23 protein-coding genes are annotated in these 22,814 nt (G+C 73.8%); 13 read left to right on the plus strand and 10 right to left on the minus strand.

The window, feature by feature from the left end:
• Positions 1-7 precede the first annotated feature (7 nt).
• Genes FE634_RS21325 through FE634_RS09675 form a run of 3 tightly spaced genes read left to right on the plus strand, consistent with a single transcriptional unit; the run spans position 8 to position 2,056 of the window.
• On the plus strand, positions 8-622 hold the full coding sequence (locus FE634_RS21325; RefSeq protein ID WP_212721363.1) for an acVLRF1 family peptidyl-tRNA hydrolase: 615 nt from the start codon (positions 8-10) through the stop codon (positions 620-622).
• Complete coding sequence (locus tag FE634_RS21330; RefSeq protein ID WP_212721361.1) at positions 619-1,128, plus strand: metallophosphoesterase family protein; 510 nt, start codon at positions 619-621, stop codon at positions 1,126-1,128. Before FE634_RS21325 ends, FE634_RS21330 begins: the two co-directional genes overlap by 4 nt.
• Positions 1,129-1,138: 10 nt before the next feature.
• A complete protein-coding gene (locus tag FE634_RS09675; protein WP_148240544.1) occupies positions 1,139-2,056 on the plus strand; it encodes a phosphotransferase in 918 nt (305 codons plus the stop codon).
• Between the two features lie 45 nt (positions 2,057-2,101).
• Here the strand turns inward: FE634_RS09675 and ypfJ are convergent, their stop codons facing one another.
• Entirely contained in the window at positions 2,102-3,031 is a 930-nt protein-coding gene (gene ypfJ, locus FE634_RS09680; protein WP_138875753.1) for a KPN_02809 family neutral zinc metallopeptidase, read from the minus strand.
• A gap of 84 nt (positions 3,032-3,115) precedes the next feature.
• Here ypfJ and FE634_RS09685 point away from each other — a divergent pair, with 84 nt between their 5' ends.
• Positions 3,116-4,714: an ABC-F family ATP-binding cassette domain-containing protein gene (locus FE634_RS09685; protein ID WP_137291938.1), complete on the plus strand. Its 1,599-nt coding sequence runs from the start codon at positions 3,116-3,118 to the stop codon at positions 4,712-4,714.
• A gap of 109 nt (positions 4,715-4,823) precedes the next feature.
• On the opposite strand, the gene FE634_RS09690 is transcribed toward FE634_RS09685, so the two are convergent.
• Together FE634_RS09690 and FE634_RS09695 are read right to left on the minus strand one after the other, a co-directional pair.
• Entirely contained in the window at positions 4,824-5,882 is a 1,059-nt protein-coding gene (locus tag FE634_RS09690) for an S-adenosylmethionine:tRNA ribosyltransferase-isomerase (protein ID WP_222847697.1), read from the minus strand.
• On the minus strand, positions 5,879-6,562 hold the full coding sequence (locus FE634_RS09695) for an SDR family NAD(P)-dependent oxidoreductase (protein ID WP_138875754.1): 684 nt from the start codon (positions 6,560-6,562) through the stop codon (positions 5,879-5,881). The genes FE634_RS09690 and FE634_RS09695 overlap by 4 nt, the downstream gene beginning before the upstream one ends.
• Positions 6,563-6,679: 117 nt before the next feature.
• On the opposite strand from FE634_RS09695, the gene FE634_RS09700 reads away from it, so the two are divergent.
• Genes FE634_RS09700 through FE634_RS09715 form a run of 4 tightly spaced genes read left to right on the plus strand, consistent with a single transcriptional unit; the run spans position 6,680 to position 11,726 of the window.
• Positions 6,680-7,498, plus strand: coding sequence for an enoyl-CoA hydratase/isomerase family protein (locus FE634_RS09700; protein WP_138875755.1), 819 nt, complete (start codon positions 6,680-6,682; stop codon positions 7,496-7,498).
• A gap of 28 nt (positions 7,499-7,526) precedes the next feature.
• Positions 7,527-9,461, plus strand: coding sequence for an ABC transporter ATP-binding protein (locus FE634_RS09705; protein ID WP_262347640.1), 1,935 nt, complete (start codon positions 7,527-7,529; stop codon positions 9,459-9,461).
• Complete coding sequence (locus FE634_RS09710) at positions 9,454-10,950, plus strand: MFS transporter (protein ID WP_137291935.1); 1,497 nt, start codon at positions 9,454-9,456, stop codon at positions 10,948-10,950. Before FE634_RS09705 ends, FE634_RS09710 begins: the two co-directional genes overlap by 8 nt.
• A 17-nt stretch (positions 10,951-10,967) precedes the next feature.
• Positions 10,968-11,726 carry an SDR family oxidoreductase gene (locus FE634_RS09715; RefSeq protein ID WP_148240545.1) on the plus strand — a complete coding sequence of 253 codons (759 nt, stop codon included), beginning with the start codon at positions 10,968-10,970 and terminating at the stop codon, positions 11,724-11,726.
• Here FE634_RS09715 and FE634_RS09720 read toward each other — a convergent pair.
• On the minus strand, positions 11,612-12,538 hold the full coding sequence (locus tag FE634_RS09720; RefSeq protein WP_137291933.1) for an SURF1 family cytochrome oxidase biogenesis protein: 927 nt from the start codon (positions 12,536-12,538) through the stop codon (positions 11,612-11,614). The two genes, FE634_RS09715 and FE634_RS09720, sit on opposite strands and share 115 nt — an antisense overlap.
• A gap of 36 nt (positions 12,539-12,574) precedes the next feature.
• Here FE634_RS09720 and moaA point away from each other — a divergent pair, with 36 nt between their 5' ends.
• Positions 12,575-13,591: a GTP 3',8-cyclase MoaA gene (gene moaA, locus FE634_RS09725; protein ID WP_138875757.1), complete on the plus strand. Its 1,017-nt coding sequence runs from the start codon at positions 12,575-12,577 to the stop codon at positions 13,589-13,591.
• Here moaA and FE634_RS09730 read toward each other — a convergent pair.
• Entirely contained in the window at positions 13,574-13,810 is a 237-nt protein-coding gene (locus FE634_RS09730; protein ID WP_138875758.1) for an acetone carboxylase, read from the minus strand. The genes moaA and FE634_RS09730 overlap by 18 nt on opposite strands.
• A complete protein-coding gene (locus tag FE634_RS09735; RefSeq protein WP_137291930.1) occupies positions 13,811-14,137 on the minus strand; it encodes a DUF3099 domain-containing protein in 327 nt (108 codons plus the stop codon).
• Positions 14,138-14,213: 76 nt separating this feature from the next.
• Between FE634_RS09735 and FE634_RS09740 the strand changes: the two genes are divergently transcribed.
• The 4 genes from FE634_RS09740 (at position 14,214) to FE634_RS09755 (ending at position 17,817) form a co-directional block, all read left to right on the plus strand.
• A complete protein-coding gene (locus tag FE634_RS09740) occupies positions 14,214-14,429 on the plus strand; it encodes a dodecin (protein WP_134766106.1) in 216 nt (71 codons plus the stop codon).
• 53 nt (positions 14,430-14,482) lie between these two features.
• Complete coding sequence (locus FE634_RS09745) at positions 14,483-15,220, plus strand: beta-ketoacyl-ACP reductase (protein WP_137291929.1); 738 nt, start codon at positions 14,483-14,485, stop codon at positions 15,218-15,220.
• Positions 15,220-16,023 (plus strand): enoyl-ACP reductase FabI, encoded by an 804-nt coding sequence (fabI, locus tag FE634_RS09750; protein ID WP_138875759.1) that lies wholly within the window; start codon positions 15,220-15,222, stop codon positions 16,021-16,023. Before FE634_RS09745 ends, fabI begins: the two co-directional genes overlap by 1 nt.
• 81 nt (positions 16,024-16,104) lie before the next feature.
• Positions 16,105-17,817 (plus strand): Mur ligase family protein, encoded by a 1,713-nt coding sequence (locus FE634_RS09755; RefSeq protein ID WP_148240546.1) that lies wholly within the window; start codon positions 16,105-16,107, stop codon positions 17,815-17,817.
• Positions 17,818-17,844: 27 nt separating this feature from the next.
• Here the strand turns inward: FE634_RS09755 and FE634_RS09760 are convergent, their stop codons facing one another.
• From FE634_RS09760 to FE634_RS09775, 4 genes are read right to left on the minus strand one after another with little or no spacing between them, the layout of a single operon-like run.
• Positions 17,845-18,552, minus strand: a complete 708-nt coding sequence (locus FE634_RS09760; protein WP_138875760.1) for a YwaF family protein — start codon at positions 18,550-18,552, stop codon at positions 17,845-17,847.
• Positions 18,553-18,574: 22 nt separating this feature from the next.
• Positions 18,575-18,940 carry a cupin domain-containing protein gene (locus tag FE634_RS09765; RefSeq protein ID WP_170981405.1) on the minus strand — a complete coding sequence of 122 codons (366 nt, stop codon included), beginning with the start codon at positions 18,938-18,940 and terminating at the stop codon, positions 18,575-18,577.
• A gap of 10 nt (positions 18,941-18,950) precedes the next feature.
• Complete coding sequence (cphA, locus tag FE634_RS09770; RefSeq protein ID WP_138875761.1) at positions 18,951-21,722, minus strand: cyanophycin synthetase; 2,772 nt, start codon at positions 21,720-21,722, stop codon at positions 18,951-18,953.
• On the minus strand, positions 21,719-22,786 hold the full coding sequence (locus tag FE634_RS09775) for a cyanophycinase (protein ID WP_138875762.1): 1,068 nt from the start codon (positions 22,784-22,786) through the stop codon (positions 21,719-21,721). Before FE634_RS09775 ends, cphA begins: the two co-directional genes overlap by 4 nt.
• Positions 22,787-22,814 lie beyond the last annotated feature (28 nt).

Here is a 22,814-nt window from a genome sequence, read left to right on the forward strand (position 1 = left end):
CACCGACGTGGCCACCGTCCTCGTCCCCGCCGCCCGATGGGCCCGGTGGCTCGACAACTTCGAGCGCAGCCACGGACCGACCGCCCACGCGGTCGCGGACGGCGTCCTGACCGGCACCGCGGAGGACGGGTCGCGCTTCGCGGTGCGGCTGCCCTTCGACCGCGCGCTCGACGCCGGGCACGACGGCGCCCCGGCAGCCCTGGCCGACCGGGTCGTCGTCCCCGACGACTGGGGGGTGCTCCTGGTCCGCAAGGGTGGCTTCGCGATGGCGCGGCTGCGCGGCACCACGCTGGGGGAGTCCAAGACCGGCCAGCGCCACGTCCAGGGCCGCACCAAGGCCGGCGGGCAGTCGCAGCAGCGCTTCGCCCGACGTCGCGACAACCAGGCCCGGCAGGCCTACGAGGCGGCGGCCGACCACGCCGCGCGGATCCTCGGCGGGCTGCACGGCCCCCTGGTCACCGGCGGGGACCACGGCGCCGTCGACGAGGTCCTGGCCGACCCGCGGCTGCGCGGCGCCGTCGTGGTCGCGCCGTGGCTGGCGGTCCCGGACCCACGGCGCTCGGTGCTGGAGCAGGCCGTCGCCGACGCCACCGCGCTCCAGGTGGAGGTCGTCAACGCGTGACCCACGTCCTCCTCCTCGCCGACACCCACCTGCCCCGGCGCGCCCGCGACCTGCCGGCCGAGGTGTGGGAGCAGGTCGCGGCCGCCGACGTCGTGGTGCACGCCGGCGACTGGGTCGACCTGGCCACCCTCGACCGGCTCGAGGAGCGTGCGCGCCGGGTCGTCGGGGTGTACGGCAACAACGACGGGCCGGAGCTGCGGGCCCGGCTCCCCGAGGTCGCGACGGCCCGCATCGGCGGGGTGCGCTTCGCCGTCGTCCACGAGACCGGTGCCAAGCAGGGGCGCGAGCAGCGCTGCGAGGCCGCCCACCCCGACGCCGACGTGCTGGTGTTCGGGCACAGTCACATCCCCTGGGACACCACGACGCCGCGCGGCCTGCGGCTGCTCAACCCGGGTTCGCCGACGGACCGGCGACGCCAGCCGCACTGCACCTACCTCACGCTGACGGCCCACGACGGCGCGCTGACCGACGTCCGGCTCCACCGTCTGCCGCCCCGCGTCCAGTAGGTTCCGAGCCATGTGGGAGCCCGAGCCGGGGTGGCACGCCCTGCCCGGCGGCACCGGTGTGTCGACGGTCGGGGTGTGGCGCGCGGCGCTCGGCGACCACCCCGTCGTCATCAAGCGGCTGGCGGCGCCCCAGCACGGTGACGCCGCCGAGCTCTCCGACCCCACGCACCCGGCGTACTGGCGTCGCGAGGCCGACGTCCTCGCGACCGGCCTGGTCGCCGCGACCCGCGGCCTGCGCGCGGTGCCCGCCTCGGTCGAGGAGGACGCCGAGGGCCTCACCATCACCCGCCCGTGGGTGGAGGACGCCGCCGCGAGCGGACTGTTCGTGGCGGTGGCGCTGGGCCGCTTCGCCGGCGTCGCGCTGCCGCGGCCGCGGTTCCTCGCCCGGGACCTGCTCCGCCAGCGGCTCGCCCGCACCGAGCGCCGGGCGGGCGGGTGGCCCACGCTCGCCCGGACGACGGCCGCCGACGTCGCCGACCACCTGTGGTCGCGCCGGGGCAGCTTCCTCGACCTCCTCGACGCGCTGCCCGCCGTCGCGCAGCACGGGGACCCCTCGCACGTGAACGTGCCGGGCCGCGACGGGGACGACGCCGTCGCCATCGACTGGGCGACCCTCGGCCTCGGACCGGTCGGCTGCGACCTCGGCTACTTCTCCCTGACCGCGCGCGAGGAGTTCGAGCCGCTGCTCGACGCCTACCTGGTGGGCCTGGCGGGCGGCCCGATGGGCCACGTGGACCGCGACGACGTCGTCCTCGGCGCGCGGGTCAGCGCCGTCTACACCGCCTTCACCCGCGCCGAGTGGGCGCTGGCCCGGGTGGCCGGCGGCGAGGGCGCCCTCGCGGGCAAGTTCCGCCACCCCGCCGTGGCGCCCTACCTGCGCGCCCTCCAGCGCCAGGCCACCGCCGTCGAGGCCCTCCTCGGCTGGTGACCGGTCCGGCCCGCGCCGGGGCCGGGGTGGGTCGGTCGAGGTCGGTCAGACGCGGGAGGCGCCGAAGGTGTCGCAGGCCTGCATCGTGCCCTCGGTGTAGCCGACCTGGAACCACTTCTGGCGCTGGGCCGAGGAGCCGTGGGTCCAGACCTCCTCGTCGACCGAGCCGCCGCTGCGCTTCTGGATGTAGTCGTCGCCGACGGTCTTGGCGGCGTCGAGGGCGGTGGTGATGTCGTCCTGGGTGAGGTCGAGGAGCAGGACGTTGCCGGTGGAGTCCTCGGTCTCGGTCGCGTGCTTGGCCCACATGCCGGCGAAGCAGTCGGCCTGGAGCTCGAGGCGGACGCCGGTGCTCTGCGGACCGGTCTCGCCGGTGACCTTCCCGAGGGTCCCGATCAGGTTGGAGACGTGGTGCCCGTACTCGTGGGCGAGCACGTAGGGCTCGACGAAGGCGCCCTCCGGACCCTTGAGCTGGCCGACCAGGACGTCGTCGAAGAAGGCGTCGTCGAGGTAGATCGTCTCGTCGCCCGGGCAGTAGAACGGGCCCACGGACGACGTCGCACCGCCGCAACCGGTGTTGATCGAGCCCTCGAAGGTGACGATCCGGTCCTCGGCGCGGAAGTCGCTGCCGAGGGTGTCGCCCCAGAAGTCGGTGAGCGAGTTCTCCACCGCGACGCGGGCGCAGTCGGCACTGTTGTTGGCGTCCTCGCCGGTCTTGCAGTCGGCGTAGCGGCCGGTGTCGGTGAACTTGGCCGCGCTCAGCCCGCCACCGCTGACCCCGCCACCGCCGCCCCCGCCGCCGAGCAGCTGGACCGCGACGAACACCACGATCGCGATGACGCCGATCACGCCACCGCCGCCGGCCATGCCGCCGGGGATCGGCAGCCGGGACCCGCCGCCGCCCCCGCCACCACCGCCGCCACGTCCTGCGTCGGAGACGCGTCCGGTGTCGAGACGGGCCTTGGGGTTGAAGCGCATGCGGGCAATCTAGACCCGTGGGGGCCCGGCGGTCGCCCACCGATGGGGGTGTGGGCGCGTGCCGACCCTAGAATCGGCCTCACCATGATCACCGCTCATCAGCTCGAGGTCCGGGCCGGTGCCCGGCTCCTCATGGAGGACGTCTCCTTCCGCGTCGCCGCCGGCGACAAGGTCGGGCTCGTCGGCCGCAACGGCGCCGGCAAGACCACCCTCACCAAGATCCTCGCGGGCGAGTCGCTGCCCGCCGCCGGCAACGTGACGCGCACCGGCGAGGTGGGCTACCTCCCGCAGGACCCGCGCACCGGCGACCCCGAGGTCCTCGCCCGCGACCGGATCCTCTCCGCGCGCGGCCTGGACGCCGTCGTCCGCAAGATGCGCGCGGCCGAGGAGCAGATGGCCAGCGACGACCCGAACGTGCGCGAGAAGGCGATGAGGCGCTACACGCGCGCCGACGACGAGATGCACGCCGGCGGCGGGTACGCCGCGGAGTCGGAGGCCGCCACGATCGCGGCCAGCCTCGGCATCGAGGACCGCATCCTCAACCAGCCGCTCAAGACGCTCTCCGGCGGCCAGCGGCGGCGCGTCGAGCTGGCCCGGATCCTCTTCTCCGACGCCGAGGTGCTGATCCTCGACGAGCCGACCAACCACCTCGATGCCGACTCGATCGTCTGGCTGCGCGACTTCCTGAAGTCCCACAAGGGCGGGTTCATCGTGATCAGCCACGACAACGCGCTGCTCGAGGAGACCGTCAACAAGGTCCTCCACCTCGACGCCAACCGCTGCGTCATGGACGTCTACAACATGGGCTGGCGGCACTACCAGACCCAGCGCGAGACCGACGAGAAGCGGCGCAAGCGCGAGCGGGCCAACGCCGAGTCGAAGGCCAAGACCCTCACCGACCAGGCCAACAAGATGCGCGCCAAGGCGTCGAAGGCGGTCGCCGCCCAGTCGATGCTCAAGCGCGCCGAGAAGATGATGGCCGGCCTCGAGGGCGAGCGGCAGGCCGACAAGGTCGCGCGGATCAAGTTCCCCTCGCCCGCGCCGTGCGGCAAGACGCCGCTCACCGGCGCCGAGCTGTCGAAGTCCTACGGCTCGCTCGAGGTCTTCACCGACGTCGACCTCGCCATCGACAAGGGCTCCCGCGTCGTCATCCTCGGCCTCAACGGGGCCGGCAAGACCACGATGCTCCGGATCCTCGCGGGCGTCGACCGCCCCGACACCGGCGTCGTGACCCCCGGGCACGGGCTCAAGCTGGGCTACTACGCCCAGGAGCACGAGACGCTCGACACCTCGCGCACCGTGCTGGAGAACATGCAGAGCGCCGCTCCGCAGCTCACCGACACCGAGGCCCGGTCGGTGCTGGGCTCCTTCCTCTTCTCCGGCGACGACGCCAACAAGCCGGCCGCCGTCCTGTCGGGCGGTGAGAAGACCCGCCTCGCGCTGGCCTCCCTCGTCGTCTCCAGCGCCAACGTCCTGCTGCTCGACGAGCCCACCAACAACCTCGACCCCGCCTCCCGCGAGGAGGTGCTGGCCGCCATCCGCACCTACGAGGGCGCGATCATCCTGGTCACCCACGACGAGGGCGCCGTCCGCGCGCTCGAACCCGACCGGGTGCTGCTGCTCCCCGACGGCGACGAGGACCTCTGGAACGACGGCTACGCCGACCTGGTGTCGTTGGCGTAGGGCTGGGCGAGGAGTTTCACCGCTTGAGCGGTGAAACTCACGCTCCTGTCGTGAAGTTTCAGCCGGCAAGCGCGAGTTTCACCGCTTCAGCGGTGAAACTCCCGCCCCGTCAGGGCAGGAACAGCGCGGCGTCACCGAACTCGTGCCAGAGGTACCCGCCGGCGACGGCGGCGTCGTAGGCCACCTGGCTGAGCGCCGCGCCGGCGACGGCTTCCACGAGCAACAGGTGGGACGCCGCGGGGTCGTGCCAGCCGGTGACCAGGCCGGTGACGACGTGGGGCGGGGCGCCCGGGGTCACGACGCGGGTCGTCCAGCCGGCGCGGGCCTCGAGGCGGCCGGCGTCGGAGACGGCCGACTCCAGGGCGCGGGTGACGGTGGTGCCGACCGCGACGATCCGGCCGCCGCCGGCGCGGGCGGCGTTCACGGCGCGGGCGGTGGCGTCGGTGACCTCGAACCGCTCGGCCTGCGGGGCCTCGCCGGCCTCCTGCGACGACACCCCGGTGTGCAGGGTGACCGGGACGACCCCGACCCCCTTCGACACCAGCCGGGTCACCAGGTCGGTGGTGAAGGGCCGCGCGGCCGACGGCATCTCGGCGCTGCCGGGACGGCTGGCGAAGATCGTCTGGTAGTCCGGGAGCGGGTAGCCGCGGTCGAGGTAGCCGTAGGCGATCGGGCGGCCGTGGCGCTCGAGGGTCCGCACGACGTCGCCGTCCGCGCGCGCCCGCCACAGCCGGTTGCCGCGACCGGTCGGCGAGGAGCCGTCGCGGGGGTGCGGCTCGAGCAGCTCCAGGCCCAGGCCCGCGGCCGTGACGACGTCGCCCGGCTCGGCACCGAGGACGGCGCGCGCGGCGTCCGGTGCGGACCGGACCTCGACGACCCACGTGCCGTCGTCGAGCGGGGTGGCGAGGTGGACGACGACCGCGCCGTGCCGCGACGACCGCGCGTCGAGCTGGCCGGCGACCGTCGCGGAGTTGTTGACGACGACCAGGTCGCCGGGCTCCAGGTGGTCGGCGAGGTCGCGGAACCGGGCGTGGGCGGTGCCGTGACGGGACGCGACCAGCAGCCGGGTCGCGTCGCGGGCGACGCCGCGGGCCTCGGCGGGTGCGGGCGCGAAGGCGCCCGGCGGCGGGGTGAAGACGGTCGTCGGGTGCTCCTCGAGGATCCTCACGCCGGCACCTGGGCGAACGACGCCGCCCGGTAGCGACCGCTCGGGGGTCGCGCGGCGAGCAGCGCCAGCAGCTGGGGCACCACCGTCTCGGGCAGCGGCCGGTCGGAGATGTCCTCGCCCGGGAACGCGTCCTGGTGCATCGCGGTGCGCATGTCGCCGGGGTCGACGGCGTAGGCGGTGAGGTCCTCCTCGGCCGCCAGGGTGAGGGTGAGGTGGTCCAGCGCAGCCTTCCCGGCGGCGTAGGCACCCCAGGTCTCGTAGTGCTCCACGGCGGCGTCGCTCGACAGCGAGACGACCACGCCGGACGCCGTGCGCAGCTGGGGCAGGACCGCCCGGGTCAGGGCGACCGGGGCGGCGGCGTTGACCCGCCAGACGTCGAGCAGCTCCTCGGTGCTGGTCTCGCGCAGCGGGCGCAGCGGCAGCGGGCCGAGCGTGCTGGCGTTGTGCACGAGCAGGTCGAGGCGGCCGAGCCAGCCGACCTCGCGGGCCAGCGCCTCCACGTGCGCGGGGTCGGCGACGTCACCGACCACGGGGACGACGGCGGGCAGGGTGCCGACGGCGGCCGCGAGGCGGGCGTGGTCGCGGCCGTCGGTGACGACGGTCCACCCCCGCGCGCCGAGGGTGTGGACGAGGGCGCGGCCGAGTCCGGCCGATCCTCCGGTGACGAGTGCGACGGGCATGGGCGTCCTCCTGGTCTGACGGTGCTGGCGGGGTCGATCGGTGCGATCGCAGCCAGTGTTCAACCTCAAGTGAGGTTGAGATCAAGCCCTGTCGGTGCCGGCTCCTACACTCACCGCATGACCACCGACACCGGCGCCCCGATCAGTCCCGACCGGCTGGCGGCGGCCCGCCTCCGCCTCGAGGTCGACGGTGCCGTCGCGACCATCACCCTCGACCGGCCCGAGGTCCGCAACGCCCAGACGCCGACGATGTGGCGCACGCTCGCCGAGATCGGCGCCTGGCTGCCCGACGAGGTCCGGGTCGTCGTCGTCCGCGGCGCCGGCGCGACGTTCTCCGCCGGCCTCGACCGCACGCTGCTGACGCCCGGCGGCGGCGACGGGCAGGAGCGCGTCGCCGACCTGCTGACCCTCGACGAGGAGGCGTTCTCGCGCACGGTGGGGGAGTACCAGGAGGGCTTCACCTGGCTGCGCGACCCGCGGTTCGTCTCGATCGCGGCCGTCCGCGGCCACGCGATCGGTGCCGGGTTCCAGCTGGCCCTGTCGTGCGACCTGGTGCTGGCCGCCGACGACGCCACGTTCTGCATGAAGGAGGCCGCGCTGGGCCTGGTGCCCGACCTGACGGGAACAAAACCGCTGGTCGACGCGGTTGGCTACTCGAGGGCGCTGGAGATCTGCGCCACGGCCCGCAACGTGGGCGCCGAGGAGGCGGTGCGGATCGGCATCGCGATCGATGCCGTCCCGGGTGACGCACTCGACGCCAGGCTGGCCCAGCTCGTCACCGCCCTCACCGCGCCGCTCCCCGGAGCGGTCCGGGAGACCAAGGCGCTGCTCCTCGGCGCCACCGACCGCGACCTCGACACCCAACGCCGCCTCGAGCGCGAGGCGCAGGGTCGCCGGTTCCGTGAGCTCGCCGCCCTCCTGGGGGGCCAGCAGTAGGACCCCCGAACAAGCACGGAGGTGGACCATGTCCTCCATCAGTCCCATGGGCGGCGGCGCAGCCTGGCGCTCGCTGCGCACCGACCGCAGCGTCGTCGACAACCGCGTCTCGCGGCAGACGATCCGCCGCGTCCTCGGCTTCGCGCGCCCGCACCGGCGGCTCATCGCCGTCTTCCTGACCCTGACCGTCGTCGACGCCGCGACCGTGGTGGTCACCCCGCTGCTGGTGCAGCGGGTCGTCGACGACGGCATCATCGCCGGTGACCGCGGCGTCGTCCTCGGCGTCGCCCTGGCGATGGCCGGCTTCGCCGTCTTTAGCGCGGTGCTCTCGGTCTTCGCCGGCTGGTTCTCCTCCCGCATCGGGGAGGGCCTGATCTTCGACCTGCGCACGCGGGTCTTCGCCCACGTGCAGCGCCAGTCGCTGGCGTTCTTCACCCGCACCCAGACCGGGGCGCTGGTCTCCCGGCTCAACAACGACGTCGTCGGTGCCCAGCGCGCGTTCACCTCGGTGCTGTCGAGCACGGTCTCGAACTCGATCGCGGTCGTCGTGGTCGGCATCGCGATGCTGGCGCTGAGCTGGCAGGTCACGATCCTGTGCCTGCTCATGTTCCCGGTCCTGTTCGGCGTCTCGCGGTGGGTCGGTGCCCGCCTCGCCGGCCTCACCCGGCGCCAGATGGACGGCAACGCCGACCTCGGCAACGCCATGACCGAGCGCTTCAACGTCGGCGGCGCGATGCTGCTCAAGCTCTTCGGCCGCCGCTCCGAGGAGGACACGCTCTTCGGTGAGAAGGCCTCCGTGGTCCGCGACCTCGGCGTCCGCATCTCGCTCATCACCCGCATCTTCGGCGCCACGATGATGCTCGTCCCCGCCCTGGCGACCGCCCTGGTCTACGGCGTCGGCGGCTACCTGGCCATCGAGGGCACCCTCACCGTCGGCACGCTGCTCGCCCTGGCGACGCTGCTGCTGCGGCTGCTGGGCCCGCTGCAGGGGCTCTCCAACGTCCGCGTCGACGTGATGACCGCGCTGGTCAGCTTCGAGCGGGTCTTCGAGGTGCTCGACCTGCCGTCGCTGATCAAGCAGAAGCACGACGCCGTGGTGCTGCCCCCGACCGCAGGCCGCCTCGAGTTCGAGCACGTCTCGTTCAGCTACCCGCGCGCCGAGGACGTGTCGCTGGGCTCGCTGGAGAAGGTCGCGCGCAAGGAGTCCCGCGAGCAGGCCCAGGTGCTCACCGACGTCGGCTTCGTGGCCGAGCCGGGCGAGATGATCGCCCTCGTCGGCCCGTCCGGGGCCGGCAAGACCACCGTGACCCACCTCGTGGCCCGGCTCTACGACGTCCAGGGCGGCGCGGTCCGCGTCGGCGGGCACGACGTCCGCGACGTCACCCTGCAGTCCCTGGAGGACGTCGTGGGCTACGTCACCCAGGACGCCCACATGTTCCACGACACCATCGGTGCCAACCTCCGCTACGCGCGGCCGGCGGCGACCGACGAGGAGATCTGGGACGCCCTCGACGCCGCGCAGGTCGGCCGGCTGGTCCGCTCGCTGCCCGACGGTCTCGACACCGTCGTGGGCGACCGCGGCTACCGGCTCTCCGGCGGCGAGCGGCAGCGGCTCGCGATCGCCCGGCTGCTGCTGAAGTCGCCCGCGATCGTCGTCCTCGACGAGGCGACGGCCCACCTCGACTCGGAGTCCGAGGCCGCCGTCCAGCGCGCGCTCGACGCCGCGCTCGAGGGCCGCACGTCCCTGGTCATCGCCCACCGGCTCTCCACGGTCCGCAACGCCGACCAGATCCTGGTGCTCGACGACGGCCGGATCGTGGAGTTCGGCACCCACACCGACCTGCTCCGCCGGGGCGGGCTGTACGCCGAGCTCTACCGCACCCAGTTCGCCCAGCACGACGAGCGCCCCGACCCGCGGCACGAGGTGGACGGCGGCGCCGACCTGGTCCCCACCGATGCCTGACGCCGCCGCACCCACCGCGCCCGGCCTGGCCCTCACCTCGGGCCCGGGCCGGTGGGTGCTGCTGGCCACGATCCTCGGCTCGGCGCTCGCCGGGATCGACGCGACCGTGGTCAACGTCGCGCTGCCCGCCCTGGGCGACGACCTCGACGCCGACTTCGCCGCCCTCCAGTGGACGGTGACCGCCTACGCGCTCACCCTGGCCTCGTTCATCCTGCTGGGCGGCACGCTCGGCGACCGCTTCGGCCGGCGCCGGGTCTTCGTCGTCGGCGTCGTCTGGTTCGCCCTGGCCTCCCTGGCCTGCGGCCTCGCCCAGGACGTCGGCACGCTGATCGCCGCCCGGGCGGTCCAGGGCGTCGGCGCCGCGCTGCTGACGCCGGGCAGCCTGGCGATCCTCCAGGTCTCCTTCCGGCCGGCCGACCGCGCCCGGGCGATCGGGGCGTGGTCCGGCCTCGGCGGGGTGGCCACGGCGATCGGCCCGCTGCTCGGCGGGTGGCTGGTCGACACGGTGTCGTGGCGCTGGGTCTTCCTGGTCAACCTGCCGCTGGCGGTGGTCGTCGTCTGGCTCGCGGCCCGGCACGTCCCCGAGACCCGCGACCCGGCCGCCGCCGGCACGCCGATCGACTGGACCGGCGGCCTGGTCGGCGCACTCGCGCTGGCGGGGGCGACCTACGCCCTCATCGAGTCCGGCGGCCGTGCCGCGGTCGTGGCGGGCGTCGTCGGCGCGCTGGCCGCGGTGGCGTTCGTGCTGCGCGAGCGGCGCGCCCGCTACCCGATCCTGCCGCTGGAGGTGTTCCGCACCGCCCAGTTCAGCGCGGTCAACGCCGTCACGTTCCTCGTCTACGGCGGCTTCGGCGTGGTGTTCTTCCTGCTCGTCGTGCAGCTGCAGGAGGTCGCCGGGTTCGGCCCGGTGGCCGCCGGCTCCGCGCTGCTGCCCGTCACCGCCCTCATGCTGCTGCTCTCGTCGCGCTCCGGCGCACTGGCCGCGCGGATCGGTCCCCGCCTGCAGATGAGCCTCGGCCCGCTCGTCGCCGCCGGCGGCCTGCTCCTGCTGTCGCGGATCGACGCCGACGCCGGCTACCTGGCCGACGTGCTCCCGGGGGTCGTCGTGTTCGGCCTCGGGCTCGCGATCATGGTCGCGCCGCTCACCGCGGCCGCCCTCGGCGCGGCGCCCGACGAGCACGTCGGCATGGCCTCCGGGGTCAACAACGCCGTCGCCCGCACCGGCGGCCTTATCGCCCTGGCCGCCGTCCCCGTCCTGGCCGGCGTCACCGACGGGGTCGGCGACGGGTTCGCGCGGGCGCTGTGGATCTCGGCCGGGGTGCTCCTGCTCGCCGGGGTCCTCGCCGCGCTCACGGTCCGCAACGACGTCCTCGAGCCCGACGACCCGGCGCCGCCCGACGAGGGCGTGCAGCACCTCCCGCACTGCGCCGTCGGCGGCCCGCCGCTGGCCACCGCCACCGACGGCGGCGGTCGACCGTGCACGGGCTGACTCCGTAGGTTGGCGTCATGGACCTCGGACTGACCGACCGCGTGTACGTCGTCACCGGGGGCGCCCGCGGGCTCGGGCGGGCCACGGCCGACGTCCTGGTCGCCGAGGGCGCGCGCGTGGTGCTGTCGGGCCGCTCGGCCGAGACGTTGGACGCCGCCCGGGAGCGCCTCGGCGCCGACGCCGTCGCCACGGTCGTGGCCGACAACGCCGACCCCGACACGCCGGCCCGCCTGGCGGCGTCCGCCCGCGACGCCTGGGGGCGGCTCGACGGCGCCCTGGTCTCCGTCGGCGGCCCGCCGAGGGGGCCGGTTACCGACGTCACCGACGACCAGTGGCGCACGGCGTTCGAGTCGGTCTTCCTCGGCGCCGTCCGGCTGGGCCGCGAGCTCGCCACCGAGCTGGGCGAGAGCGGGTCGCTGGCCTTCGTGCTCTCCTCGAGCGTCCGCTCACCGCTGCCCGACATGGCTCTCTCGAACGGGCTACGACCGGGACTGGCCATGGTCGCCAAGACCCTCGCCGACGAGGTCGGACCGCGCGGCGTCCGGGTCAACGGGCTCCTGCCCGGCCGGGTCGGCACCGAGCGGGTCGCGGAGCTGGACGCCGCCTCCGGCGACGCCGACGCGGCCCGCGCGGCCGCCCTGCGGACGATCCCGCTGGGCCGCTACGGCGAGCCGGCGGAGTTCGGCCGGGCGGCGGCGTTCCTGCTGTCGCCGGCGGCGTCGTTCGTGTCCGGCGTCATGCTGCCCGTCGACGGCGGCATGCTGCGCGCGCTCTGAGCGACGGCGTCGCGGCGCTGCGACCCGGCCGGGACGTTGGTCCGCCGGGGTCGGGGCTCACGGTGCGGCCGCTCGCCGCGGGGACCGCGCCGGTGCTCGTCGTAGGCCAGGTAGCCGAACCCGAACAGCGCCAGGACGCCGAAGAACCACCACTGGAGGCCGTAGAAGAAGTGCGGACCGTTGTCGAGCTCGGGCAGCTCGGTCTGCTCCAGCGTCGTGGCGGCCGGCGGGTCCTCCGAGCGGAGGTTCACGAAACCGCCGTACACGTCGCGCGAGAGCGCCGCGCCGATCCGCTCGCTGTTGATGGCCCGCGTGGACTGGTCCTCCACGGCGATGCTGTCTCCGGTGCCGTCGACGCGCGCCCACCCGGTGATGGTGACCTCGCCGGACGGCGGCGCAGGGACGTCGTCGGGGGAGGCGGTGCCGCGGTTCTCGGTGGCCAGCCAGCCGCGGTTGACCACGACGGCGGTGCCGCCGGCGGTCACGAGCGGCACGACGACGTCGACGCCGGCCTGCCCGTCGCGGGTGCGGTAGCGCACGATCACGGTGTCGTCGACGTCGTAGGTCCCCGTCGCGGTGACCACGCGCCACTCCTCGTCGCGCGGGAGGTCGCCGCCCGGCGGGGCCAGGACGTCCTCGACGGGCGTCGGGTCCTGGTCCTCGTTGGCCCGCACGGCGGCGTTGCGGTCCTTGCGGTCCTCGAGGCGCCCGAACTGCCACTCACCGAGCCACCACGCGAAGGTGGAGAGCAGCACCACGGTCAGCCCGAACAGCAGCCAGCGGCGGCTCAGGAGGAAGCGGTACGAGTGCACCCTCGAAATCTACCGAGGCGTGCGTAGGCTGGCCGCATGCAGGTCATCGCTCCCACCGTGCTCCCGGTCACCCCGCTGGCCGACGGCTACGGTCGGGTCGCCACCGACCTCCGGGTCTCGCTCACCGACAAGTGCAACCTGCGCTGCACCTACTGCATGCCGGCCGAGGGTCTGGACTGGATGGCCAGCGACCAGCAGCTCACCGACGACGAGGTCGTCCGGCTGGTCACGGTGGCCGTCGAGCGGCTCGGGGTCCGGGAGGTCCGGTTCACCGGTGGCGAGCCCCTGGTGCGCCGCGGCCTGGTCGACATCGTGGCCCGCACCCACGCGCTCGGCGTCGAGACGTCGCTGACCACCAACGGTCTCGGCCTGGCCCGCACCGCGCCGGCCCTCGCCGCCGCGGGGCTCGACCGCGTCAACGTCAGCCTCGACACGGTGCGCGCCGAGACCTTCCACACCATCACCCGGCGCGACCGGCTGCACGACGTCGTCGCCGGCCTCCAGGGCGCGGCCGACGCCGGGCTCGGCCCGGTCAAGGTCAACGCCGTGCTGATGCGCGGGGTCAACGACGACCAGGCCGGCGAGCTGCTGGCCTGGTGCGTCGAGCGCGGCTACGAGCTGCGCTTCATCGAGCAGATGCCGCTCGACGCCCAGCACGGCTGGTCGCGCGACGGGATGGTCACCGCCGACGAGATCCTGGCGACCCTCGAGCAGTCCTTCGTGCTGACCCCCGACGGCGAGCCGCGGGGGAGCGCACCCGCCGAGCGGTTCCTCGTCGACGGCGGCCCGGCCACCGTCGGCGTCATCGCCTCGGTCACCCGCCCGTTCTGCGGCGACTGCGACCGCGTCCGGCTCACCGCCGACGGTCAGGTCCGCACCTGCCTGTTCGCCCGTGAGGAGTCCGACCTGCGCGGGGCGCTGCGCGCCGGCGCACCCGACGACGAGCTCGCCCGCCGCTGGGTCACCGCGATGCGCGGCAAGCTCGCCGGCCACGGGATCGACGACCCGTCGTTCCTGCAGCCGCAGCGGCCGATGTCAGCGATCGGCGGCTGACGGGTCCTGGCTCGCGCCCGACTCGGACCCGAGCACGTGCGGCACGGTGTCCTTGAGGAAGCCGCGCGCGCCGAGGAACTGCTCGAGGGAGCCGCGGTGGTCGTCGCAGGCCAGCCAGGTCTTGCGCCGCTCCGGGGTGTGCAGCTTGGGATTGTTCCACAACAGCTGCCAGGTCGCCGGCGCGCGGCAGCCCTTGGCCGAGCACGTGTCGGGCTCCACTCAGAGCTCCCGGTCGCGGCGGGTGGAGGCGCCGAGCTCGGGGCGGGTGAAGTCGCCCTCGCGCAGCCGGAAGCCGTCGGAGAGGTTGGCGGCGGCGTTGGCCATCACGACCGCGATGTAGGGGAGCACGATCGCCCCGGCCACCAGGATCGGCCACAGCCAGTCGACGCCCGAGAGCGAGGCGATCACCGCCCCCACGAAGCAGAGCGTGCGCAGGCTCATCGAGAGCAGGTAGCGCTTCTGTCGGGAGCGGATCTCGGCGGCGCGGCTTCCCGCCGCGGTGGTGATGCGGACGGTGTCGTCGGTGCCTGCCCGGGTGCGAGCCATGTCTCGAGCCTACGTCGCGCGGGCACGCGCGCGGACACCCCTGGGGTGACGGGTCCGGAGCACTAGAGTCGCCTCCATGACGAACCGCACCTACCGCCTGACCGAGATCGTCGGCACGTCCCCCGAGGGCATCGAGGAGGCCATCTCCAACGGCATCGAGCGCGCCAGCCAGACCCTGCGCCACCTCGACTGGTTCGAGGTCACCCAGGTCCGCGGCCAGATCAAGGACGGCACCGTGGAGCACTACCAGGTGGGCCTCAAGCTCGGCTTCCGGCTCGAGGACGACGAGTAGACGCCCCGGCGGCCGCTTTTCTCCTACCTACGGGTAATCGATAGCGTCCGAGGGTGAGCCACACCGAGGCGGAGCCCGCCGAGCACCCACCGCGCGTCGTCCTGGTCACCGGCGGGAACCGCGGCATCGGCCGCGCCATCGCCGAGGCCTTCGTCGCCCAGGGCGACAAGGTCGCCGTCACCACGCGCAGCGGCGGCGCACCCGAGGGTGCGCTCGACGTCACCTGCGACGTCACCGACCCGGCGGCGGTGGAGGCGGCGTTCAAGACGATCGAGGCCGAGCTCGGCCCGGTCGAGGTGCTGGTCGCCAACGCCGGCATCACCGCCGACACCCTGGTGCTGCGGATGTCGGAGGAGGACTGGTCGAGCGTCATCGACACCAACCTCACCGGCTCCTTCCGGCTCGCCAAGCGCGCCGCGAAGGGGATGCTGCGGCTGCGCCGCGGCCGGATCATCTTCATCTCCTCGGTCGTGGGCCTCCTCGGCTCGCCCGGGCAGGTCAACTACGCGGCGTCCAAGGCGGGGCTCGTCGGCATGGCCCGCTCGCTGGCGCGCGAGCTCGGCTCGCGCTCGATCACCGCGAACGTGGTGGCGCCGGGCTTCGTGGCCACCGACATGACCGACGTCCTCACCGACGAGCAGAAGGCAGCGATCAAGACGCAGGTGCCGCTCGGCCGCTACGCCGACCCGGCCGAGGTGGCCGCGGCGGTGACCTGGCTGGCCGGCGACGGCGCGGCGTACGTGACCGGGGCGGTCATCCCCGTCGACGGCGGACTAGGAATGGGGCACTGATGGACACGACGAGCTCAGCCACCGGCGGGATCCTCGCCGGCAAGACGATCCTGGTCGCGGGCGTGACGATGGACTCCTCCATCGGTTTCGCCACCGCGAAGGTCGCGCAGGAGCAGGGCGCCACGGTGCTCATCTCCAACTTCGGGCGCGCGCTGGGCATCACCCGGCGGATCGCGAAGCGACTCCCGGAGACCCCGCCCGTCCTCGAGCTCGACGTCACCGACGACGACCACCTGGCCGGTCTCGCCGACCAGGTGCGCGAGCACCTGGGCGCCGACGCCCACCTCGACGGCGTCGTCCACTCGATCGCCTACGGCAACCCCGAGACGCTGCTCGGCGGCAAGTTCCTCGGCGGGCCGTGGTCCGACGTCGCCCAGGCCGTCCAGGTCTCGGCGTACTCGCTGAAGGCGCTCGCGATGGCCGCCAAGCCGCTGATGTCGGAGGGCGGCTCGGTGGTCGGGCTCACCTTCGACGCGACGGTCTCCTGGCCCGCCTACGACTGGATGGGCGTCGCGAAGGCCGCCCTCGAGTCGACGTCGCGCTACCTCGCCCGCGACCTCGGTGCCGAGGGCATCCGGGTCAACCTCGTCTCGGCCGGCCCGCTCAAGACCCTCGCCGCCAAGGCGATCCCCGGGTTCGAGGACCTCGAGGAGCTGTGGGCCACCCGCGCCCCCCTCGGCTGGGACAACACCGACCACGTGCCCACCGCCAAGGCGGTGTGCGCGCTGCTCTCCGACCTCTTCCCGGCCACGACCGGCGAGATCGTCCACGTCGACGGCGGGTTCCACGCCACCGGCGCCTGACCGCCTGGTCCCCGGCCCCCGGCCACCCGCCGGGTCGGGGGGACCGGGGCGGTGGGCCGCGGGTTCGATAGCGTCGGCCCGGTGACGTCCTCGCTGCTCGAGCTGCGGGTCCTCGAGGGACCCAACCTCTACTTCCCGCGTGCCGCCATCAAGCTCACCCTCGACATCGGGGGGCTGAGCATCGCCTCCGAGGAGACCGCGACGCGCTTCGCCGCGCGGATCGGGCTGCGCAACGCCCGGCCGTCCGCGCCGGAGACGGGGTTCCGGCAGCGCTTCGCGCTGCGGGCGGTCGCCCGGCTGGTGCGCGCGGTGGCGCAGGAGTCGGGGACGCTGCGGCTCGCCGTCCGGGTGCGGTCGACCAGCAACCCGCACGAGGTCGTCGTCGCGTTCCCGTGGCGGCACCGCACCAAGGCCGAGGAGATGGGCCGCGCGGTCGGGTCGGTGCTGGACGCCGTCCTCAGCGCCGACCTGGAGGCCGCGGTCTCGGCCGCCGCCGAGCGCGTGCGCACGGCCGAGGCGGGCCCGGAGCCGACGACGATCACGCCGACGATCCCGGTCGTCGCAGTGACGGGCACCAACGGCAAGACCACGACGTCGCGGATGGTCGCCCACATCGCCCGCACCCAGGGGCTGCTGGTCGGGTGGTCGAACACCGACGGGATCTACGTCGACGGCGAGATGGTCGAGGCCGGCGACTACTCCGGCCCCAGCGGCGCCGGCCGGGTGCTCGCGCACCCCGAGGTCCAGCTGGCCGTCACCGAGACCGCGCGCGGCGGCATCCTGCTCAAGGGGATCGGGCTGGCGCGCAACGACGTCTCGGTCGTCACCAACGTCACCGCCGACCACCTCGGCCTGCAGGGCATCGACACCGTCGACCAGCTCGCCGAGGTCAAGGCCGTCGTGCCGCGGATCACCCGCCGCTCCGGCTGGGCGGTCCTGAACGCCGACGACCCCCGCGTCTACGCGATGCGCACCGTCATCCGGGCCCGGCCGTGGGTCTTCTCCCGCGACGTCGACTCGCCCGGCGTCCGCGACACGCTCTCCGACGGCGGGCGCGCGACCACCGTCATCGACGGCTGGGTCTGCGTCCTGCGCCCGAACGCCGACCCCGACCCGCTGGTCGAGCTGGTCGAGGTGCCGATGACGCTGGCCGGTCTGTCGCGCTTCAACGTGGAGAACACCCTCGCCGCGGCCTCGGCCGCGCTGGCGATCAAGATCCCGCGCGACACGGTGGTCGAGGGGCTGCGCACCTTCCGCCCGGACGCCGAGCACAACCCGGGCCGGATGAACTTCTTCACCCTGCCCGGCGGCCCCGACACCCTCGGCACCTCGGTCGTGATGGACCTGGCCCACAACGAGGCCGGCCTCGAGGCGCTGATGGAGATCATGAACGGCGTCCGCGCGCCCGGCGGCCGGCTGCTGCTCGGTCTCGGGGTCGTCGGCGACCGCACCGACGAGCTGATCGAGAAGCTCGGCGAGATCGCGGCGCGCGACAGCGACGTCGTCGCGATCGGGCACAAGGACAAGTACCTGCGCGGACGCACCCTCGAGGAGCTCGAGACGCTCATGCGCACCGGCGCCGAGCGGGTCGGCGTCACCGGCGTCCCGGCCTACCCCACGGAGGTCGCGGTGCTCGCCGCCCTCGTCGGCCAGGCCCTGCCCGGCGACGTCGTCGGGCTGATGTGCCACGCCGAGCGCCAGGAGTGCTACGACTGGATCGCCGAGCACGGCGGGACTCCCGACACCAACGAGACCCTCGCGGCCAAGGTCCGCACCGCCGCCGAGACCCCCTGAGCCGACCCGTCGCTGATCAGCGACGGGTCAGCGGGGCGGTGGCGGTGACCCGTCGCTGATCAGCGACGGGTCAGCGGGGTGGCGGGCCCAGGGCCAGGTCATCAGGGCCCAGATGGCGGCGACGATGGCGATCTCGGCGAGGACGTAGACGGGCCAGGGGCCGAGCAGGTCGAGGAACGAGCCGTTCGACGGCTTGCGCTGGAGGTAGCCGTAGTTGGTGTCGGCGACGGCGTTGAAGCAGTACGCCGCCACCGCCCAGGTGGCCGTGACCAGCAGCGTGAAGCGGTAGTCGCGCCACGCGGGCGGGAGCCGGCGTCCCCAGACGAGGAACACCGCCGCCCACGGGATGACCAGGTGGATGACCCAGTAGGCGAAGAAGCGCAGGTCGGGGAAGTCCTCGCCCAGCGACGGCGTCACGATGGCCTGGGTGGTGAGCACCAGGCCCCAGAAGTAGGTGAGGGCGACCGCGTGGCGGTGGTGGGTCCACAGCGCCACGGCGGTCGCGATCCAGGCCAGGTCGCTGAGGTGGAGGGGCAGCGACACCCCGACCTCGAAGCGGGTGACGACGTCGACGACCTGCGTCGGCACGTGCACCAGCGGGATCGCCACGGCCACGGTGCGGCTGACGGTGCGGCTGTCGTGGCGCAGCTCCCACCGCCCCAGCATTGCGGCGACCGGCAGGCCGACGACGAAGAGCGTCATCGCCGCCAGGTGGGCGGTGCCGTAGTTGTCCACGCGACCAGGATGCCGCAGGGGCTCAGACGTCGCCCGGATCGACGTGGTGACCGGGTCGCCCCAGGTCGAGGTCGCCCTCGATCACCAGCGCGACCAGGCCGGACGTCGTCCGCGTCTCGTGCAGCTCGTTCGGCTCCCAGACCGCGGCCTCGCCCGGGCCGATCCCGACCGGGTCGCCGTTGCTGCCGGAGACCGACGCGTCGCCCGAGAGGACGACGAGCAGCTGGCGTCCCGCTGCCGGGTGGCGTCCGACGACGCCGCCGGGGCGCAGCGTGACCGTGACCAGGTGCGTCTCGGCGGTGATGCCGATCGCCCCGATGCTGAAGCCGACGCTGCCGTTGGCCTCGACCGGCCGGTGGGCGGCCGCGCCGAGGTCGAGGATCCTCACGGGACCGGGGTCACTCGGCAGGTGCCGGCGAGAAGTCCGGGTCGGCGGCCGGCGCGTCCTCCGACGCCCCCGCCCCGGCCTGGGCCATCGACGACCAGGTCTCGAGCTCGGTCATCACCGCGGCGTGCTTGTCGACGCAGATGACGAGCAGGTCGCCCCGGTTGGCCCGCGACAGGCCGTGGCGCACGGCGTCGATCTCGTCGAGCACGGTCTCGACCTGCTTGCACCGGGCGCCGGCCGCCATCGCGGAGCGCACGCCCTCGTCGACGAACCGGGCGACCTCGCCCCGCTCGCGGCCGCGCAGGCCGACGTCCTCCCGGATGATGACGACGTCGAAGTGCTGGGCGGCGATCTCGCCGAGCTCGCGCATGTCCTGGTCGCGCCGGTCGCCGGCGGTGGCGATGACGCCGATCCGCGAGGGCCGCGCCAGCTCGTGCGAGGACTCCAGCAGGTCGCCGGTGCGGTCGACGAAGTCGCCGAGCATCCGCATGCCGGGGGCGTTGTGGCAGTAGTCGACGATGACGTTGACGCCGTTGACGTCGACCTCGTTCAGCCGGCCGGGGGAGAGGTAGTAGTTCGTGGAGAAGGTCCGCAGCCCCTGGCGGATGTCGTGCAGCGGCGCGCCGGCCGCGAAGGCGGCGGCAGCGGCAGCCAGGGTGTTCTGCACGTTCATCCGGGCCCGGCCGTTGAACGTCGCCGGCAGCAGGTGCGTGAAGGCCATCTGCATCTCGCGCGGCCCGTGCTTGACCACGATCATCTCGCCGCGCTCGGTCTGGTTCAGCACCAGCGCCTTGCCGCCGCGGCGGCAGTGGGCATCGATCATGTCGCGGACCTCGGTGCCCGGCTCCTCCATGGAGAACCACACGACCTGGCCCGAGCAGCGCCGCCGCATCGCCCGCACCAGCGGGTCGTCGGCGTTGAGGACGGCGTGCCCGTCGCGCGGGACCGCCTCGACCAGGACGGCCTTGACGTCGGCGAGCTGCTCGACGGTGTCGATGCCGCGCAGGCCGAGGTGGTCGGGCTGCACGTTGACGACGACGGCGACGTCGTTGCGCTCGTAGCCGAGACCCTCGCGCAGGATGCCGCCGCGGGCGACCTCGAAGACGGCCGTGTCGACGCGCGGGTTCTGCAGCACCATCCGGGCCGAGCGGGGACCCGAGGCGTCGGCGCGGATCAGCAGCCGCTCGTCGATGACGACGCCGTCGGTCGAGGTCATGCCGACCTTGCGGCCCATCCCCTTGAAGATGTGGCTGATCATCCGCGAGGTCGTGGTCTTCCCGTTGGTGCCGGTGACGGCGATGATCGGGATCCGCGACGTCGCGCCGGGCGGGAAGAGCATGTCGACGACCGGCTTGGCGATGAACTGCGGCTCGCCGATCGTCGGGTGCGTGTGCATCCGGAACCCGGGGGCGGCGTTGACCTCGCAGATCGCCCCGCCGGTCTCGCGGACCGGCTCGGTGATGTCGGGGCAGATGAAGTCGATGCCGGCGATGTCGAGGCCGACCATCCGGGCGGCCTCCTCGGCGATCTCGACGTTCTCCGGGTGGGCCTCGAACGTGCGGTCGATCGAGATGCCACCGGTGGACATGTTGCCGGTGAGGGCGAGCTTGACGTGGGTGCCCTCGGGCGGGACGTCGGTCATCGCGAAACCCTGCTCGCGGGCCAGCTCGACGGCGGCGTCGTCGACCTTGATCCGGGTGAGCACCTTCTCGTGCCCGACGCCGCGGCGCGGGTCGGCGTTCGCGGTGTCGACGAGCTGCTCGACGGTGGAGATGCCGTCACCGGTGACCGAGGCCGGCACCCGCTCGGCGATCGCGGCGACCCGGCCGTCGATGATCAGGCAGCGGTAGTCCTTGCCGACGATCTGCGACTCGACCAGGACCACGCCGCGCCGCGACTCGGCCTTGGCGACCTCGAAGGCCGCGCGGACGTCGTCCTCGTCCTCGTTGTCGAGGATCACGCCGCGGCCGTGGTTGCCGTCGAGCGGCTTCAGCACGACCGGGTAGCCGATCCGCTCGGCGGCGCGGATCGCCTGCTCGACGGTCCGCATCACCTCCTGCTTGGGCACCGGGAGGCCGGCCGCGCCGAGCAGCGAGGTCGTGAGGTCCTTGTCGGAGGCGATGTCGACGGCGATGGCGGAGGTGTTGGACGTCATCGTCGCGCGGATCCGCTTGGCGTGCACGCCCTGCCCGAGCTGCACCAGGGAGTGCTGGTTGAGCCGGATCCAGGGGATGTCGCGGGAGACGGCCTCGTCGAGGATGGCCTGCGTGGAGGGACCGAACGCGGTGCGCTGGGCCCGGCGGATGAACTCCTCGAGCTCGACGTCCCAGTCGAACTCGGGGTCGGCCTCGACGAGGTGGTTGACCAGCCGGACGGCGAGCCGGCCCGCCGCCAGCCCGACCTGCTCGTCGGCGTAGCCGAAGATGACGTTGTAGAGGCCCTTGCTGCCCTTGACGCCGCGGGTCTTGCCGCGCCGCATGTCGTGCCCGACGACCTGCTGGAGGGCCAGCGCCGTGTGCTCGGCGACGTGGCCGAGCCAGGTGCCCTCGTTGAGCCGCTCGACGAAACCGCCGCGCTTGCCCCGCGAGCAGGAGTGCTCCCTCAGGCCGGGCAGCATCGCGAGGATGTTGTCGGTGAACCCGGGGATGGTGTTGGTCGGGAACTCCTCGAGCGCGCCGAGGTCGACGACGAGGTGGATGGCCTTGTCGTAGGACCAGATGTTGGCGCCGCGGTAGACGCGGGTCTCGACGATCGAGAGGTCGGGGGTCGGTCGCTCGCTCACGGGGTCGCTCCGTCCGTCGGGTCCGGGTGGGTGTCCGGGTAGGTGTCCTGCGGGGCCGCCGGCGCGGCGGCCGCGGCCCGGCGGGGCGTCGCGCCGCGGCTGCGGGCGAGACGACGCTTCAGGGTGCCGGGAGAGGTGTCGGCGGCGGCGATGTCGCGCGCCAGCTCGCGCAGGTCCTGGCCGGCCTCGGCCATCTCGGCGGCCTCGCCGGGGTCGACCTCGGCGACGTGCGGGAGCAGGGAGCGCGTGGTCAGGTTGAACGCCGAGCCCTCCGGCAGCACGTGCAGGACGACGCCGCTGGCCAGGATGGGCGCCGACCGGCGGGCCTCGAAGGCGTTGGTGGTGATCCGGGAGGGGTCCATGATCGTCACCGCGCCGCGCCCCACGACGCGCAGCACCTCGTGCTGCTCGCCGGGCCCGCCGTCGGGCCCACCACCGGGCACGCCGACGCGCTCGACGACGGCGCAGGTGTCCTCGTCGACGCCGATCCCGAGCAGCTGGGGTGACTGGGCGACGATCATGAGGAGTCGACCGTAGCGGTTGCGCTGGTCGAAGTGCTGGTCGATCACCGACGACTCCACGAGGCCCAGACCGGCCGCGACCTGGGTCATCCGCTGCTTGGGCGTGGAGCCGGGGCCACCAAAGGCGACCATGTGGCTGGACTGGATGCTCGCGCCCGCCGACGTGCCGGCGACCACGGCGCCCCGCTCGCGCGCCGCGACGATCGCCTCGCCGAGCGGCGTGCCGCAGATGATCGCCGACAGCTTGAGCTGGTTGCCACCGGTCATGAAGATGCCGGTGGCGCCGGCGACCCGGGCGACGAAGGCGGGGTCGTGGGCGTCGTCGCGGTTCTCCGGACGGACCGCGACCACGTCGGCGGCCCCCTCGCGGCGGAAGAGGGCGTCGTAGACCTCGACCACCTCCGGACCGAGCGAGGACGCCGTGGGCACCACCGCGATCCGCGCCTCGGCGCCGCCGGCAGCGGCGACGAACTCCTTGAGGATCGTGCGCCTGCGGAGCTTGTCCTCCGCGCCTCCGATGATCATGAGTGGACCGCTAGCCATGGGCGTCACCCTAGGGGGAGCGGTGTCG

It is taken from the genome of Nocardioides sp. S-1144 (genome assembly GCF_005954645.2).
GTDB classification, from domain to species: domain Bacteria; phylum Actinomycetota; class Actinomycetes; order Propionibacteriales; family Nocardioidaceae; genus Nocardioides; species Nocardioides dongxiaopingii.